We start from the raw sequence: 14,602 nt of genomic DNA on the forward strand, positions 1-14,602 counted from the left end.
TTTCATGTGCCCGTGAGCACAGGGTTTGCATGTGCCGGCGGGCGGGGTTATCGTCGCATCCCTTCTGCGTTTCGACTGCTTCGATGATGAGTGTCCTTCACCGTTCCGCCCGGCCGCGCTGCAAGCGCCCGGCGTCGCCATTGTGGCGGGACTGCGCATGAGCGCCCAACTCGGACTCGGTCTGCGTGATGTCGCCGCGATGGGGCAGATCTTCACCCCGCAGCCGGTGGTGCACGCCATGCTCGCGCTCAGGCGCAACAGTGGCCGTGTGCTCGAGCCCTCCTGCGGCGACGGTGCGTTTCTGCAGCACCTGCCGGGGGCGGTCGGCATCGAGTTCGATGCCGACTATTGTCCGCCGGGCGCGCTCAACATCGACTTCTTCGCCTATCCGGACAGCGAGCAGTTCGACACCATCATCGGCAATCCGCCCTATGTGCGCTTCCAGGACGTGCCCGAAGCCACGCGCAAGCGCCTGACGGCGACCCGCCCGGACGCGCGCTTCGACGGGCGCTCCAATCTCTATCTGTTCTTCATCGAAAAGTGCGTGCGCCATCTGGTACCGGGGGGCGAGCTGATCTTCATCACGCCGCGCGATTTCCTCAAGGCAACATCCGCGGTGCATCTGAACCGCCTGCTGTACGAGACCGGCTCGATTACCGACGCCATCGAGCTCGGCGATGCGCGGGTGTTCGATGATGCCGTGCCCAACTGTCTGATCTGGCGTTTCGAGAAGGGCTGTCGCGAACGCAGCATGCGTTACCTTGAGCTTGGCACGGGCGACGACATCGGGGCTGCGCTGCGGGCGCCGGCGTGGGAAACCCGGCATTTCGTCGAGGCGGGCGGGCACCTGATGTTCGCGCGCGGGGACTATCCGCTGCGTCTGGCCGATGTGGCCTTCGTCAAGGTCGGGGCGGTATCGGGCGCCGACGAACTGTTTGCCGATGCACGGCATGGCAGCCGGGACTTCGTCTGTTCATCCACCGTCAGTACCGGCGAGACCCGGCGCATGATCTGGACTGAGCCCGGCGAGCCGCCGCCGCCGGTGCTCGATGCACACAAGACGCGCCTGCTGCAGCGCAAGGTGGCGCGCTTCGATGAGTCCAACTGGTGGATGTGGGGGCGCCTGCACTACCGCAGCGCGCTGCCACGCGTGTATGTGAATGGACGCACCCGGGTCGCAAGTCCCTTCTTCCTTCATCCGTGTACGGATTACGATGGCGCGGTGCTGGCAGTCTTTCCGCGCCGTGCCGATGCCGACCTCGAGGCCTTCCGCGATGCGCTGAACGCGGTGGCGTGGGCCGACCTCGGTTTTGTCTGCGACGGTCGCTTCCTGTTCACCCAGCGCAGCCTAGAGCATGCGCCGCTGCCGGCGACCTTCTCCGCCTTCCTGCCCTGAGCGCCCTGCGTGGTCCCTTGCGCGCTCTTTATAGATATTCGATCTAAGGATATCGAATGGACCACGGGTTGCGGTTCTAAGCTCTGCGTTACGCTTCGTCCCACATTGTGACTGAACACAGTTGGCCCCGCACATGCGCCGGGTCGGCTGCAACAGCAGCAAGACGGATAAGGAGTGTCGGGATGCTTGAAGTGACTGGGGTTGTCGTTCTGGTGGTTGCAGGCCTTGCCGCGTCGTATTTTCGCGGCATGCGCAAGAAGGTCGATGGCCTCGCGCTTGCCGAAGCCGAGCCGGCCCGGGTTGCACGCCTCTATCTCCGTCGTGTGTCCGATGTGAATGCCTTCTGGCTGCACATGCAGACCACGGACGGGCGCAAGTACTGCATCGCCGCGCCCTGGGAACTGGAAGACACGCTCGCCCGCCTCGAGCGTGTCGGGCTCCGCCTGTCGCAGGACGAGGTGCGTTACCTCAACCAGTCTTTCGCCTGATCAGCGCTGCTCGCCCCGCGCAGCAAGGTAGATTCCCACCAGCAGCAGGCTGAAGCCGACGAACTGCAGTGGCGCGAAGCCCTCGCCGAAGATGATGAAGGCGAGGATTGCGCTCCCTACCGGCTCGCCCAGCGTCACCACCGCAATGAAGGTGGCCGAGACGTAGCGCAGCGACCAGTTGTAGGACGTGTGCCCCAGCAACTGCGGGCCGAGCGCCATGCCCAGCAGCACCAGCCAGGCCATGCTCGAGTGCGCGAACAGGCTGACGCCGCCGATGTTGCTGGCGGCAAACAGGAACAGGCCTGCCGCACCGTAGGCGAGCCAGATGTAGGCCGACAGGCCCAGCCCTGCGCGCAGCCGGCGCCCGATCAGCAGATAGGCGGAAAAGCACCAGCTGCCGGCCAGCGCCAGCATGTTGCCCAGCATCGGATCGCTGCCCACGCCAACGCTCTGGCTGTCACTCCAGAAGATGAACAGGCTGCCCGCCAGCGACAGCGCGATGCCGCCAATCATCATCAGGCCCGGCCGCTCGCGAAACAGCACGAAGGAGGCGATGCCGATCCACAGCGGATTGGTGGTCACCAGCGCCGTGCTCGAGGCCACCGAGGTGTACTCCAGCGAGCTGATCCAGGTGGCGAAGTGCAGCGCCAGGAAGAAGCCTGCGGCGACGGCCATCAGCATCTGACGGCCGCTCAGTCGTGCCAGATCCTGCCGCGACTGCATCAGCGCGATCGGGGTCACGATGATGGCCGCCAGGCCCAGGCGCCAGGTCGCCACCGCCAGCGAGCTCACGCCCTCGGCCTGCGCCAGGCGCGCCAGCACCGCACCGAAGGAAATCGCCGTCAGGCCGATACCGAGCACGACGAAGGGCAGCCATCGTGCCGGTGCTGCCGTCGTGGTGTCGCTCAAGCGTGGCCTCCGCCTTCAAGGTAGGCCGCACGCACTTCCGGGCTGGCGAGCAGTTCGGCCCCGGTGCCGGACAGCGTGATCTCGCCATGCTGCAGCACGTAGGCACGATGCGCGACCTTCAGCGCCTGGTTGGCGTTCTGCTCCACCAGCAGGATGGTCATGCCGTGATCCTGATTGAGTTCGCGCACGATCTGGAAGATGCGGCGAATGTAGATCGGCGCCAGGCCGAGCGAGGGTTCGTCGAGCAGCAGCAGCTTGGGGCGGCTCATCAGCGCGCGGCCGATGGCGAGCATCTGCTGCTCGCCGCCCGACAGCGTGCCGGCGCGCTGCGACAGGCGCTCCTGCAGGATGGGGAACATCGCATAGACGCGGGCGATGTCGGCCTCGTAGTTGGCCGGGTCGGCCTGTGCTGCACCGATCTGCAGGTTCTCCAGCACCGTCATGCGCGGAAAGATGCGCCGCCCTTCAGGTACCAGCGCAATGCCGCGGCGGGCAATGTCGTGCGTGTGCAGGTGGGTGATGTCCTCGCCGTCGAACACGATGCGCCCGGCCGAGGCCTGGGGCCTGCCGAACAGGCTCATCATCAGCGTCGATTTGCCGGCGCCGTTGGCGCCGATCAGGGTGACGATCTCGCCCACCTGCACTTCCACATCGATGCCGTGCAGGGCGTGGATGTGGCCGTAGTGGGCGTGAACCCCTTCCATTGTCAGCATCATGCTGCGATCCCTCCGGACGCTTCGTCCTCGTCGTCTTCGCCAAGGTAGGCCTTGATCACATGCGGGTCGTTCTGCACCTTTTCGGGCGACCCCTCGGCGATCTTGCGGCCATAGTTGATTACGCAGATATGGTCGGAAACGTTCATGACCACGCTCATGTCGTGTTCGATCAGCAGAATGGCAATGCCCATTTCACCGCTCAGGTAGAGCAGCAGTTCATTGAGCTCGGCCGATTCGCGCGGGTTGAGACCGGCTGCCGGCTCGTCCAGGCACAACAGCACCGGATTGACGCACAGCGCGCGCGCGATCTCGATCCGGCGCTGGATGCCGTAGGGCAGGTCGCCCGCAGCGTGGTCGGCGAACTGCTCGAGCTTGAGACGCCGCAACCAGGTCTCGGCGCGCGCCATCGCCTCGCCTTCCGCCTTGCGATAGCCGGGCAGCGCGAAGATGCCGGCGATGGAAAACTTCGACGCGCGCTGCAGCACGTTGTGCTGGGCGACGATCAGGTTCTCCAGCACCGTCATCTTGGGGAACAGGCGAATGTTCTGGAAGGTCCTCACCACCTGGGCGTCACGCGCAACGCGATGACTGGGCAGTGACTCCAGACGGATCTCGCCGCGGCTCGGGTGGTTCAGGCGCAGGGTACCGGTGGTCGGTTTGTAGAAGCCGGTCAGACAGTTGAACAGGGTCGTCTTGCCGGCGCCATTGGGGCCGATGATGCCGGTGATCTTGTTCGCCGGTACTTCCAGCGAAAGCTGGTCGATCGCGGTCAGGCCGCCGAATCGCATCGTCAGTTCGCGCACGGATAGCAGCGTGCTCATTGTGCGGTCTCCTTTACAGCGTCCTTGCTGGCTGCGCCGCCGGTGGCCAGGCGCAGCGTGGGTTCGCGGTGCGACAGCAGCCCGCTCGGTTTCCACACCATGATCAACACCATCGCGGCCCCGAACAGCAACATCCGGTACTCGGAGAAGTTGCGCCCGAACTCCGGGATCAGCACCAGCAGCGTGGCCGCCAGTACGACGCCCATCTGCGAGCCCATGCCGCCGAGCACGACGATGGCAAGGATGATGGCCGACTCGGTGAAGGTGAAGCTCTCGGGCGAAATGAAGCCCTGCCGTGCAGCGAAGAACACCCCCGCAAAGCCGCCCAGCATCGCACCGATGGCAAAGGCCGAGAGCTTGATGTTGGTGGTGTTCATGCCCATTGCCTGGCATGCGATCTCGTCTTCGCGCAGCGCTTCCCAGGCGCGTCCGATCGGCAGCTTGCGCAGGCGCGACACGAAGGCATGGGTGAGCAGGGCCAGCACCAGGATCAGGTAGTACAGAAAGATCAGGCGGTGCATCGGCGAATACTCGATGCCGAAAAAGCTGGCAAAGGTCTGTTCGCCCTCGGCCGGGCTGCGGGTGAAATCAAGGCCGAACAGGCTGGGACGCGGAATCGAGCTGATGCCGTTGGGGCCATTGGAGAACTCGGTCCAGTTCACCAGGATGATGCGGATGATCTCGCCGAAGCCCAGGGTGACGATGGCCAGGTAGTCGCCGCGCAGGCGCAGGATCGGGTAGCCGAGCAGGATGCCGAAGGTGGCGGCGAGGCCGCCCGACACCGGCAGTGCCTCCCAGAAGCCCCAGCCGTACTGGGTGGACAGCAGTGCATACGAATATGCACCGACAGCATAGAAGGCGACATAGCCGAGGTCGAGCAGCCCCGCGAGGCCGACCACGACGTTCAGGCCCCAGCCCAGCATGACGTAGATCAGCACCGTGGTGGCGGTGTCGACCACGTAGCGGTTGTCCGAATACATGATCGGCAGGGCGATCGAGGCGCCGAGGGCGATCCAGCCGAGGATATTCACGACCTTTACCGGACTGATGCCTGCGGACCTGCCCGCGGCTTCACGCTGGCGCTCGAGCTTGCGCGCGCCCATGGTATCGATCAGCCAGCGCAGGCCGAGGCGGCCGGCAAAGGCGACGACAACACAGACGGCCAGGGTGCCGAAGCGGGTACTCACCTCAAGTGCACCGCCGCCATCCACCGTGGTCAGGCCGATGAGCGGGATGCCCAGGATGAGGGCAACGAAGGCCACCCAGCCGGCGTCGCGAAAACGCTCGGCGGCGGTGATCTGGTGACGGGCGAAGACGACTGTACTCATCACACCTTCTCCACTTCAGGCCGGCCAAGCAGGCCAGAGGGGCGCAGCATCAGGACCAGACACAGGATGGCGAAGGTCGCCACGTCCTTGTACTCTGCCCACAGATAAGCCGACCAGAAGGATTCGATGAGGCCGATCAGCAAGCCGCCCAGCATCGCCCCCGGCAGCGAGCCGATGCCGCCCAGCACCGCTGCGGTGAAGGCCTTGATGCCGGCCAGAAAGCCGATGTAGAAGTCGATCACGCCGTAATACACCGTCACCATCACCCCGGCCACGGCGGCGAGCGAGGCGCCGAGCATGAATGTGAAGGAGATGGTGCGATCGACGTTGATGCCGAGCAGCGAGGCCATGGTGCGGTCCTGTTCGCAGGAGCGCTGCTGGCGGCCGAAGGGGGTCTGCGTGATGAGCCAGGTGAAGGCGACCATCATGACCACGGTGACCGCGATGATCATGAGCTGGCTCCAGCCGATCTGCACGGTGAAGTCGGGGGTGGACCAGACCTCGAAGCCGCCTTCGATGACGGGCGGGATCGGTTTGACCCGCGCACCCTGAGTCAGCTGTACGGCGTTCTGCAGGAAGATCGACATACCGATGGCCGAGATCAGCGGGGCCAGCCGGGTCGAGCCGCGCAGCGGGCGATAGGCGATGCGCTCCACCGCCCAGCCGTAGGCAGAGGTGAAGAAGATCGACACGATGAGGACGAAGGTCAGCGCGAGCGGAATCGAGGTGACGTCGGCTGCTGCGAGCAGCGTGAACGCGGTGACGGCGATGAAGGCGCTGACCATGAAAATGTCGCCGTGGGCGAAATTGATCATGCCGATGATGCCGTACACCATCGTGTAGCCGATCGCGATCAGCCCGTACATCGAGCCGAGCGTGAGGCCGTTGATAAGTTGTTGCAGTGCGTAGGCCACGGTATCTCCGGGAGTGTCGTTGCGCGACGGCTTGCCGCCGTTCGAATGCGGCTGCCGTGCGCAGCTTGTGATTTTGTTCGCCCTGTCTGCGACGCGGCAGCACATGCGTGCTGCCGCGCTTCAGTCACAGGGCGGAGACACCGGCCCGAAGACCGGTGTCACGCACCGCCCGGTGGGCGGGATCGCGATTACTTCGCGTAGTCGTACTTTCCGTCTTTCCACTGATAGACGACAAAGCCCGGTGCCTTCTGGTCCCCCTTGGCGTCGAAGGACAGGTCGCCGATCACGGTCTTGAAGGTGCCGCCGCGCATGGTCTTTTCCAGGGCCGAGTACTTGGTGCTCTTGGCCTGGGTTGCGGTCTGCTCGAACAGCTGCATCGCGGCATAGGCGTACATCACGTAGCCTTCAGGCTCGATCTTCGCGGCGCGGAACTTCTCCACGATCGGGGCTGCGTCCGGGTTCTTGCGCGGGTCGGGCGAGAACGTGAACATCACGTTGTCGGCTGCGGGGCCGGCAGCGGTGACCAGCTCGGAGTTGGTCATGGTGTCGCCGCCCATCACCGTGAGCTGCAGGCCGACCTGCTGGGCCTGACGCAGGATCAGCGCCACTTCGGTGTGGTAGCCGCCGTAGGCCAGCACTTCGACGCCGGCCTGCTTGAGCTTGGTGACGATGCCGGAGTAATCCTTTTCGCCCGCGGTGATCGACTCGCGCAGCACCGGCTTGGCACCCTTGGCCGTCATGGCCTTGGCGATCTCGTCGGCGAGGCCCTTGCCGTAGGCGCTCTTGTCGTCGAGTACGGCGATCTTCTTGCCCTTGAACTTGGTGGCCAGATAGTCGCCGGCAACGAGGCCCTGCTGGTCGTCACGACCCATGATGCGGAACACGTTCTTGAGACCGCGCTCGGTGACCTGCGGGTTGGTCGATACGGTCGCCATCAGGATGTCGGATTCGTTGTAGACATCGGAGGCCGGAATCGTCGAGCTCGAGCACCAGTGACCGTGCATGAAGACGATGTTGCGATTGACCATGGTGTTGGCCACCGAGACGGCCTGCTTCGGGTCGCAGGCATCGTCGCCGACTTCCAGCTTCAGCTTCTCGCCCAGCACACCGCCGCGGGCGTTGATGTCGGCAATGGCCATTTCCGCACCCTTGCGGATCTGGTCGCCGGCCGACGCGTACTGGCCGGACATCGGGCCGGCGATGGCGACGGTCAGGTCGGCCAGCGCAGGAGTGGACAGGGCGCCGAAGGCGATGCAGGCAGTGGCGAGCAGGGTTTTTTTCATGGGTGATCTCCTCTTTTGCAGTGGTTCTACTGGTACTGCGTGGTTACGGGACTTGTGCGGGCACCATCGCCCGCGCAGGTCCCGTAAGTTAAGTCAGGCGCGGATTAAAACAATCCGTGTCTGCCCTAGTTCTTCAGGTTCGTCATGCGCCCATTGCCATGAGACTGGCATTGCCGCCGGCTGCAGCCGTGTTGATGCTGAGCGTGCGTTCATGGACTAGCGTGCTCGGGTCGTACTCCGGTTCCGGCTGCACCAGTGCCACCAGCGGTCCGTCACGCTCGGACAGGCGTTTGCGCCAGGTGTCGGCTTCCGGTTCGGTGCCGTCGAACAGCAATGCGCCGAAGGGGGCTTCGAGCCACTTCTCGTCCACGCTCACCTGGCTGGCAACCGCAGGGGGCAGGCATTGCTGCAGGCGCCCGATCAAGGGGCTGTCGGCGAACACGATGCGGTTGCCGGTCGCAACCGCGGCAAGAATCTGATGCAGGTAGCCGGCACAGCTGTCGGCCGCACCCGCGAGCAGGCCGCGGGGCTCGAAGCGCAGACTGTTGTCCTCGCCCGTGGGCCCGGGAAGCACGAGGCGCAGGCCCGCCAGCCGGCGTTCCCGGTAGGCATCCGCGCGGTCGCGCAGCACGGCGATGTCGTCGCCTTCGATCAGTGCGCGTGCATCGCCTTCGAGCCAGTCCACAAAGCTGCGGAAGGCCTCGCTGTCGGCCGTCTGGCCAGCGCCCTCAAGCATCGGTCCGGGGCTGCGTCGCAACAGGCGATGCAGGTACAGCGGGCCGCCCGCCTTGGGGCCGGTACCCGACAGGCCTTCGCCACCAAAAGGCTGCACGCCGACCACGGCGCCGATGATGTTGCGGTTCACATAGAGGTTGCCGACATGGGCGCGCTCCGCGACGCGCGCGATGGTTTCGTCGATGCGCGAATGCACACCCATGGTCAGGCCGTAGCCGCTGGCGTTGATGGCGTCGATCAGACGGTCGAAGTCGGCGACGCGGTAACGCAGCACATGCAGAATGGGGCCGAACTGCTCGCGTCCGAGTTCGCCCATGCTACCGATCTCGATGATGGTCGGGGCGACGAAACTGCCCTTGCTGCAGGCATCCGGCAGCGCGAGCCGGGTGATGCGCGCGCCTGCGAGCTGCATGGCGCTGACGTGGCGCTCGAGTCCCTCGCGGGCCTCGGCATCGATCACCGGGCCGATATCGGTGCGGACATCGGCCGGATCGCCGATGCTGAGTTCGCGCAGCGCGCCCTGCAGCATGTTGAGAATGCCGTCGGCGACGTCCTCCTGCACACACAGCACGCGCAGTGCGGAGCAGCGCTGGCCGGCCGAATCGAAGCTGGAGGCGAGGATATCGACCACCACCTGCTCGGCAAGCGCGGTGGAGTCCACGATCATCGCGTTCTGCCCGCCGGTTTCCGCGATCAGCGGGATGTTCCCGCCCCGTGCGGCGAGGTTGCGCTTGATCAGGCGTGCCACCTCGGTCGAGCCGGTGAACATCACGGCGCGCACGCGCGGATCTGATACCAGTGCCGCACCAACGGTTTCGCCGCGGCCCGGCAGCAGCTGCAGCGCCGCAGCGGGGATGCCGGCTTCGTGGAAGAGGCGTACGGCGGCGGCGGCAATCAGCGGCGTCTGCTCGGCAGGCTTGGCCAGCACCGGGTTGCCTGCAGCCAGCGCAGCCGAAACCTGGCCGCTGAAGATGGCCAGCGGGAAGTTCCACGGGCTGATGCACAGCACCGGACCGAGTGCCGCATGGGTGCCGTTGTCGAACCTGCGCGCCTCTTCGGCGTAGTAGCGGCAGAAATCGACTGCTTCGCGCAGCTCTGCCACCGCGTTGGACCAGGATTTTCCGGCTTCGCGCACGGTCAGCGCCAGCAGCGCGCTGGCATCGCGTTCCAGCAGCGCCGCAGCGCGTACCAGGCAGTCCGCACGTTCGCCGGGGGCGAGGGTTGCCCAGGCCGTGGCAACCTCGGCTGCAGCGGCGAGTGCGGCTTCGATATCGTCCTTGCCGGCTTCGATGACATGGCCGACGACATCGGCGTGATCCGCAGGATTTCGCACCGTTGCACCGGTCGCGGTTGCGGCGTGGGCGCCTGCCACCATCGGGGCGGCGAAGTGGGGCTGGCTGCGGCTTGCCACCAGTGCGGCAGCGATCCGTTCGCGCACCGGTTCGCTCGCCAGGTCGACGCCGGCGGCGTTGAGCCTGCAGGCGCCGTAAAGCTCGGCCGGCAGCGGAATGCGGGGGTGAGGGGCGCCGCCAAGGCGCTCCGCCTCTTCGACCGGATCTGCGATCAGTTCCTCGATCGGCACGTTCTCGTCCACGATGCGATTGACGAAGCTGGTGTTGGCGCCGTTTTCGAGCAGCCGGCGGACGAGGTAGGCGAGCAGGGTCTCGTGGCTGCCGACCGGGGCGTAGATGCGCACCAGGCGACGGCGATCCGGGTTGCCGACGATCTGGTCGTACAGCGGCTCACCCATGCCGTGCAGGCACTGGAACTCGTAGTTGCCGGTCTGGTAGTCGGGCCCGGCAAGGTTGAAGATCGCCGCCAGCGTGTGTGCGTTGTGGGTGGCGAACTGCGGGTAGATCACATCGCGGGCGCCAAGCAGGCGTTTGGCGCAGGCGAGGTAGGCGACGTCGGTGTAGACCTTGCGGGTGTAGACCGGATAGCCATCCATGCCGTCGATCTGGGCGCGCTTGATCTCGGCATCCCAGTAGGCGCCCTTGACCAGGCGCACCATCATGCGCCGACCGCTGCGACGGGCAAGTTCGATGATCCAGTCGAGCACGAAGGGCGCGCGCTTCTGGTAGGCCTGCACGACAAAGCCGAGCCCCTGCCAGTCACCCAGCTCGGGGTCCAGGGCCAGGGCTTCGAGCAGGTCGAGCGACAGGTCGAGGCGGTCGGCTTCCTCTGCATCGATGTTGAGACCGATGTCGTACTTGCACGCCAGCATGCACAGCGACTTCAGCCGCGGCAGCAACTCGGCCAGCGTGCGCTCGCGCTGCGACCAGACGTAGCGCGGATGCAGCGCCGAGAGCTTGACCGAGATGCCGTTGCCGTCGACCACGCCGCGTCCTGCGGCGGCCTTGCCGATGGCGTGAATGGCGGTTTCGTACGCGATGAGGTAGCGATGTGCGTCGTCTGCCGTCATCGCCGCTTCGCCCAGCATGTCGAAGGAGTAGCGGTAGCCGCGCTTTTCGGTCGCGCGGCCGCGCTCCAGCGCCTCTTCGATGTCGCGCCCGGTGACGAACTGCTCGCCCAGCATGCGCATCGCCAGGTCCATGCCCTTGCGGATCAGCGGTTCGCCGCCGCGGCTGAGCATGCGGTTGAGCGCGGTAGACAGGTTCTTCTCGCTGCTCGTCGACACCAGTCTGCCAGTGATGAGCAGGCCCCAGGTCGCGGCATTGACGAACAGGGAGGGGCTGTTGCCGATGTGGGCGCGCCAGTTGCCTTTCGCCAGCTTGTCGCGAATCAGGCGGTCGGCGGTGGCCTTGTCCGGCACCCGCAGCAGGGCTTCGGCGAGACACATCAATGCCACGCCTTCCTGGCTCGACAGCGAGAATTCCTTCATCAGCGCGTCGACGCCGCTCGAGCGGCTGCGCTTGTTGCGCAGGCCGGCCACGAGTTGATGTGCCATGTCGTGGGTACGTGTCTGCAACCCCGCTTCCATCCGTGCCTCGGAGATCCGCTCCGGCATGCACTCGGGTTCCGGCGTGCGCCATGCGGTGTCGATGCGCTTGCGCAGGGCGGAGCGCGGCTCGACTGGCAAGGCTGCGGTTTCAGGCTGGAACTCGGGCTGGGTCACGACGCGTACTCCTGGTATCACGGTTCAAGGTTGTCGCTGCTACGAAGGGACATTTGCGTTTGCATGTCCGAAGTCGAATTGTTCTTGATTCAGAATAGTTAATGGCTCCAAAGATGCAGTTAATACAGGCAAAATGACTTCTTTTCATTTTGTCGGCAGTCGAAAAGTCTGCTGCGGTGCAATGGATCGAATCGATTTGAAGATTCTGGGTGAATTGCAGGCCGATGCCCGCATCTCGATGGTGGAGCTCTCCCGGCGTGTGGGCCTGAGCAAGACGCCGTGCGCCGAACGCCTGCGGCGGCTTGAGAAGCAGGGGGTGATCCGTGGCTATCACGCGGCGCTCGACCCCGAGGCCGTGGGCGCGGCGCACATCGTCGTGGTGCAGGTGCTGCTGTCGAGCACCACGGCGCATGATCTGAAGCGATTCAACGAGGGTGTCAAGACCATTCCCGAGATCGAGTCCTGTCACATGATCGCGGGTGACTTCGACTACCTGCTGAAGGTCCGGACGCGCGATATCGCTGAGTACCGCAAGGTGATGGGGGAGCGCATTTCCGAGCTGCCCTGTGTCAAGCAGACCCACACCTATGTGGTGATGGAGGTGGTGAAGGATGAGCGCTGCCTGCCGTTGAGCCGGGTGGACGCCTGAGCGTGGGGGCGACTGGCCGTTCGGGCCTGTTACGGGCGCCGCGCAGGGCGGGTAGGGGCGGGCCCTTGGTGTAACATTCCGGCTGGCCCGTCCGGCCGCCTCGGGGCGCTGTCCGGATGGGGTGATGTTCCGTCTCCATGTTGGCGGCGAGCGCAGTGTGCGCCCGGTGGGGCGGACATCATCGATGAATCCCCGTGATGCAAACCGCCCGCTCTAGGAACCCTGATAATGACCCGTCCGCTCAAGCTTGCCTTCATTCTGGATCCGATCGAAGGGCTCAAGCCGTACAAGGACTCCAGCGTGGCGATGATGCGCGCAGCCTCCGCGCGCGGGCACGAGGTGTGGGCGATCCGGCGTGAAGCCCTGACCTGGCGCGAGGGCGTGGTGGTGGCCAGCAGCGTGCCGCTCACGGTGCGCACCGACAATTACGACTGGTACACCGCCGGCGAGGCGCTGGCAATGCCGCTGTCTGCCTTCGATGCGGTGCTGATGCGTCAGGACCCGCCCTTCGATTTCGAGTACGTGACCGCCACCTGGCTGCTCGAGCGTGCCGCGCAGGCCGGCGTGCGGGTCTTCAACGACCCGCGCTCGATTCGCGACCACTCCGAGAAGATCGCAATCACCGAGTTCGCTCAATTCACCGCCACCACGATGGTGGCCCGCGACCCGGCGGATGTGCATGCCTTCATCGACGAGCTCGGTGACGTCATCCTCAAACCGCTCGACGGCATGGGCGGCAGCCAGATCTTCCGTGTGCGTGCCGACGACCCCAACCGCAACGTGATCGTCGAAACCCTGACCCATGAAGGCAGCCGCACCATCATGGCGCAGCGCTACCTGGCCGAGATCGCCGAAGGTGACAAGCGCGTGCTGATCATCGGCGGCAAGGTCGTGCCGTATTCGCTGGCGCGCATTCCGAAGCAGGGCGAAACGCGCGGCAACCTTGCTGCGGGTGGGCGTGGCGTGGCCATGGAACTGACCGCGCGCGAGCGCGAGATTGCCGAGTACCTGGCGCCCATCCTGTGGGCACGCGGACTGCTGATCGTGGGGCTCGACGTGATCGGCGGTCACCTGACCGAGATCAACGTCACCAGCCCGACCTGCATGGTCGAGATCGCGGATCAGCAGGGCTTTGACGTGGCAGGGCTGGTGATCGACACGCTGGAAGAGGCCTGCGCCGGATGAGTCTTGCCGCAGGTTTCGGCCGCCTGCGGGCGGCCCTGTTCGTGCTCGTGTGCGCGCTGCTGCTGGGCGGCTGCGCGCGGCCGCAGGTCTTTCATCAGGAATCCTACGTCTTCGGTACCCGCGTCGATGTCGCGGTGTACGGGGACGACAAGGCCCAAGCCGACGCCGCAGGTGCGCTGGTGCTGCGCGAGTTCGACCGCCTTCACCGTGCCTATCATGCCTGGGAGCCCTCCGAACTTACCGCGCTGAACGAGGCGATCGCGCGCGGCGAGTCGCTGGAGGTGTCGGAAGAGCTGGCAACGATGCTGCGCGACGCACAGCGCATGGCCGCAGCGGGTGACGAACTCTTCGATCCGGCGCTTGGCAGCCTGATCGCACTGTGGGGCTTTCACACGGATACCTTTGTGCCCGTGCGCCCCGACCCGGAGAAGCTCGCCGCACTGGTCGCAGCGCGGCCCCGGATGAGCGACCTCGACATCGACGGCCGCCGTGTCAGCAGCCGCAATCCGGCGGTGCAGCTTGATCTGGGTGGTTATGCCAAAGGCTATGCGCTGGACCGTGCGGCGACCCTGCTGCGCGAACAGGGCATCACCAACGCGCTGATCAATATCGGTGGCAATGTGATGGCGCTCGGGAAGAAGGGCGATCAGCCCTGGCGCATCGGCATCCAGCATCCGCGCGCCCCGGCGCCGCTCGCAACCATGCCGCTGTACGACGGCGAGGCGGTCGGCACTTCGGGCGACTACCAGCGCTATTTCGAACTCGACGGCGAGCGCTATGCGCACCTGCTCGACCCGCGCACCGGACAGCCTGCCCATGGCACGCAGTCGCTCACCGTGCTGATCACGCCGCGTGAGGCCGCCGGCACGCTGTCGGATGCGGCAAGCAAGCCCGCTTATCTGGCCAATGAAGGCTGGCGCGAGCAGACGCGTCATTTCGGTATCGATCATGCCTTGCGCGTCGATGCGGCGGGCAATGTCGAGGTCACCCGTGCCTTGCGCGCACGACTGCAGTTTCCGGCGCCGGTGGATGCCGTGGTGGTCGACTAGGCGCGCCTCGAAAGCGCGCTGCTGGCGCGAACCTTGAGCGCGCCATGCGCTCT

At 65.5% G+C, this 14,602-nt stretch carries 12 protein-coding genes; 5 read left to right on the forward strand and 7 right to left on the reverse strand.

What is annotated here, in order from left to right:
- The first annotated feature begins 157 nt into the window (after positions 1-157).
- Positions 158-1,396, forward strand: coding sequence for an Eco57I restriction-modification methylase domain-containing protein (locus CEW83_RS17095; protein WP_108951498.1), 1,239 nt, complete (start codon positions 158-160; stop codon positions 1,394-1,396).
- A 182-nt stretch (positions 1,397-1,578) separates the two neighbouring features.
- Entirely contained in the window at positions 1,579-1,884 is a 306-nt protein-coding gene (locus tag CEW83_RS17100; RefSeq protein WP_108950416.1) for a hypothetical protein, read from the forward strand.
- Here CEW83_RS17100 and CEW83_RS17105 read toward each other — a convergent pair whose 3' ends face one another.
- The 7 genes from CEW83_RS17105 to putA form a co-directional block, all read right to left on the reverse strand.
- Positions 1,885-2,793, reverse strand: a complete 909-nt coding sequence (locus CEW83_RS17105; RefSeq protein ID WP_108950417.1) for a DMT family transporter — start codon at positions 2,791-2,793, stop codon at positions 1,885-1,887.
- Positions 2,790-3,506 carry an ABC transporter ATP-binding protein gene (locus CEW83_RS17110; protein ID WP_108951499.1) on the reverse strand — a complete coding sequence of 239 codons (717 nt, stop codon included), beginning with the start codon at positions 3,504-3,506 and terminating at the stop codon, positions 2,790-2,792. Before CEW83_RS17110 ends, CEW83_RS17105 begins: the two co-directional genes overlap by 4 nt.
- A complete protein-coding gene (locus tag CEW83_RS17115) occupies positions 3,506-4,330 on the reverse strand; it encodes an ABC transporter ATP-binding protein (protein WP_108950418.1) in 825 nt (274 codons plus the stop codon). Before CEW83_RS17115 ends, CEW83_RS17110 begins: the two co-directional genes overlap by 1 nt.
- On the reverse strand, positions 4,327-5,658 hold the full coding sequence (livM, locus tag CEW83_RS17120; RefSeq protein ID WP_108950419.1) for a high-affinity branched-chain amino acid ABC transporter permease LivM: 1,332 nt from the start codon (positions 5,656-5,658) through the stop codon (positions 4,327-4,329). Before livM ends, CEW83_RS17115 begins: the two co-directional genes overlap by 4 nt.
- Positions 5,658-6,572, reverse strand: coding sequence for an ABC transporter permease subunit (locus CEW83_RS17125; protein ID WP_108951500.1), 915 nt, complete (start codon positions 6,570-6,572; stop codon positions 5,658-5,660). The genes livM and CEW83_RS17125 overlap by 1 nt, the downstream gene beginning before the upstream one ends.
- Positions 6,573-6,760: 188 nt before the next feature.
- Positions 6,761-7,855, reverse strand: coding sequence for a branched-chain amino acid ABC transporter substrate-binding protein (locus tag CEW83_RS17130; RefSeq protein WP_108950420.1), 1,095 nt, complete (start codon positions 7,853-7,855; stop codon positions 6,761-6,763).
- Positions 7,856-7,997: 142 nt separating this feature from the next.
- Positions 7,998-11,666, reverse strand: coding sequence for a trifunctional transcriptional regulator/proline dehydrogenase/L-glutamate gamma-semialdehyde dehydrogenase (gene putA, locus CEW83_RS17135; protein ID WP_199915151.1), 3,669 nt, complete (start codon positions 11,664-11,666; stop codon positions 7,998-8,000).
- A gap of 181 nt (positions 11,667-11,847) precedes the next feature.
- On the opposite strand from putA, the gene CEW83_RS17140 reads away from it, so the two are divergent.
- The 3 genes from CEW83_RS17140 (at position 11,848) to CEW83_RS17150 (ending at position 14,549) form a co-directional block, all read left to right on the forward strand.
- Positions 11,848-12,315, forward strand: a complete 468-nt coding sequence (locus CEW83_RS17140) for an Lrp/AsnC ligand binding domain-containing protein (protein ID WP_108950422.1) — start codon at positions 11,848-11,850, stop codon at positions 12,313-12,315.
- Between the two features lie 228 nt (positions 12,316-12,543).
- Positions 12,544-13,500, forward strand: a complete 957-nt coding sequence (gene gshB / locus CEW83_RS17145) for a glutathione synthase (RefSeq protein ID WP_108950423.1) — start codon at positions 12,544-12,546, stop codon at positions 13,498-13,500.
- On the forward strand, positions 13,497-14,549 hold the full coding sequence (locus CEW83_RS17150) for an FAD:protein FMN transferase (RefSeq protein ID WP_108950424.1): 1,053 nt from the start codon (positions 13,497-13,499) through the stop codon (positions 14,547-14,549). Before gshB ends, CEW83_RS17150 begins: the two co-directional genes overlap by 4 nt.
- The last annotated feature ends 53 nt before the right edge of the window (positions 14,550-14,602 follow it).

Origin of the sequence: Parazoarcus communis, from assembly GCF_003111645.1 — a bacterium.
GTDB lineage: Bacteria > Pseudomonadota > Gammaproteobacteria > Burkholderiales > Rhodocyclaceae > Parazoarcus > Parazoarcus communis_A.

What these genes read in the sequence shown, in the direction of transcription:
- CEW83_RS17115 (WP_108950418.1), bottom strand. Translation starts at nt 4,330, where the DNA reads ATGAGCACGCTGCTATCCGTGCGCGAACTGACGATGCGATTCGGCGGC.
- CEW83_RS17110 (WP_108951499.1), bottom strand. Translation starts at nt 3,506, where the DNA reads ATGCTGACAATGGAAGGGGTTCACGCCCACTACGGCCACATCCACGCC.
- CEW83_RS17140 (WP_108950422.1), top strand. Translation starts at nt 11,848, where the DNA reads ATGGATCGAATCGATTTGAAGATTCTGGGTGAATTGCAGGCCGATGCC.
- gshB (WP_108950423.1), top strand. Translation starts at nt 12,544, where the DNA reads ATGACCCGTCCGCTCAAGCTTGCCTTCATTCTGGATCCGATCGAAGGG.
- livM (WP_108950419.1), bottom strand. Translation starts at nt 5,658, where the DNA reads ATGAGTACAGTCGTCTTCGCCCGTCACCAGATCACCGCCGCCGAGCGT.
- CEW83_RS17130 (WP_108950420.1), bottom strand. Translation starts at nt 7,855, where the DNA reads ATGAAAAAAACCCTGCTCGCCACTGCCTGCATCGCCTTCGGCGCCCTG.
- CEW83_RS17150 (WP_108950424.1), top strand. Translation starts at nt 13,497, where the DNA reads ATGAGTCTTGCCGCAGGTTTCGGCCGCCTGCGGGCGGCCCTGTTCGTG.
- CEW83_RS17100 (WP_108950416.1), top strand. Translation starts at nt 1,579, where the DNA reads ATGCTTGAAGTGACTGGGGTTGTCGTTCTGGTGGTTGCAGGCCTTGCC.
- CEW83_RS17095 (WP_108951498.1), top strand. Translation starts at nt 158, where the DNA reads ATGAGCGCCCAACTCGGACTCGGTCTGCGTGATGTCGCCGCGATGGGG.